1 rRNA gene (only partly in view) is annotated in these 1,527 nt (G+C 57.4%); it reads right to left on the reverse strand.

The features are described 5' to 3' along the window. Positions 1 to 1,280: ribosomal RNA gene (locus tag ACZ3TI_RS40570) — 23S ribosomal RNA — on the reverse strand (it extends 1,489 nt beyond the left edge of the window). Positions 1,281 to 1,527: the final 247 nt, after the last annotated feature.

A 1,527-nucleotide genomic window follows, 5' to 3' on the forward strand; every position in this document is an offset into this window, starting at 1 on the left:
TACATGCTGCAATGACACGACTTCGGTGGTGTGCTTGAGCCCCGCTACATTGTCGGCGCGGAATCACTTGACCAGTGAGCTATTACGCACTCTTTCAAGGGTGGCTGCTTCTAAGCCAACCTCCTGGTTGTCTCTGCGACTCCACATCCTTTCCCACTTAGCACACGCTTAGGGACCTTAGTCGGTGTTCTGGGCTGTTTCCCTCTCGACCATGGAGCTTATCCCCCACAGTCTCACTGCCACGCTCTCACTTACCGGCATTCGGAGTTTGGCTAAGGTCAGTAACCCGGTGAGGCCCATCGCCTATCCAGTGCTCTACCTCCGGCAAGAAACACGTGACGCTGCACCTAAATGCATTTCGGGGAGAACCAGCTATCACGGAGTTTGATTGGCCTTTCACCCCTAACCACAGGTCATCCCCCAGGTTTTCAACCCTGGTGGGTTCGGTCCTCCACACGGTCTTACCCGCGCTTCAACCTGCCCATGGCTAGATCACTCCGCTTCGGGTCTTGGGCATGCAACTCAACCGCCCTATTCGGACTCGCTTTCGCTACGGCTACCCCACACGGGTTAACCTCGCTACACACCGCAAACTCGCAGGCTCATTCTTCAAAAGGCACGCAGTCACGGCCCACCAGCAAGCTGGCGAACGACGCTCCCACGGCTTGTAGGCACACGGTTTCAGGTACTATTTCACTCCGCTCCCGCGGTACTTTTCACCATTCCCTCACGGTACTATCCGCTATCGGTCACCAGGGAATATTTAGGCTTAGCGGGTGGTCCCGCCAGATTCACACGGGATTTCTCGGGCCCCGTGCTACTTGGGTGTTCTTCAAGCGAGCCGTACAGATTTCGTCTACGGGGGTCTTACCCTCTACGCCGGACCTTTCGCATGTCCTTCGACTATCCATACGGTTTCTGACTCGCCGACCGGCCGGCAGACCGATCAAGAAAAAACCCACGACCCCACATTGGCAACCCCTGCCGGGTCTCACACCAATATGGTTTAGCCTCATCCAGTTTCGCTCGCCACTACTCCCGGAATCACGGTTGTTTTCTCTTCCTGCGGGTACTGAGATGTTTCACTTCCCCGCGTTCCCTCCACACTGCCTATGTGTTCAGCAGCGGGTGACAGCCCATGACGACTGCCGGGTTTCCCCATTCGGACACCCCCGGATCAAAGCTCGGTTGACAGCTCCCCGGGGCCTATCGCGGCCTCCCACGTCCTTCATCGGTTCCTGGTGCCAAGGCATCCACCGTGCGCCCTTAAAAACTTGGCCACAGATGCTCGCGTCCACTGTGCAGTTCTCAAACAACGACCAGTCACACACCCTCGACAACCCAACCGGGCTGCCTCAAGTGAGGCCGGCACTGAGACAACGGTCAACCCGTTCCCTCAGGACCCAACAACGTGCCCGACACAGTCAATCCCAGACCGCGTTCCACGCCCGAAGGCAGTACTGACGTCCGATCTCTTCCTGTGCCGAATAGTCAACGTTCCACCCATGAGCGAGCACTCCGGGACAT

The organism is Kitasatospora sp. NPDC023120 (assembly GCF_055560835.1).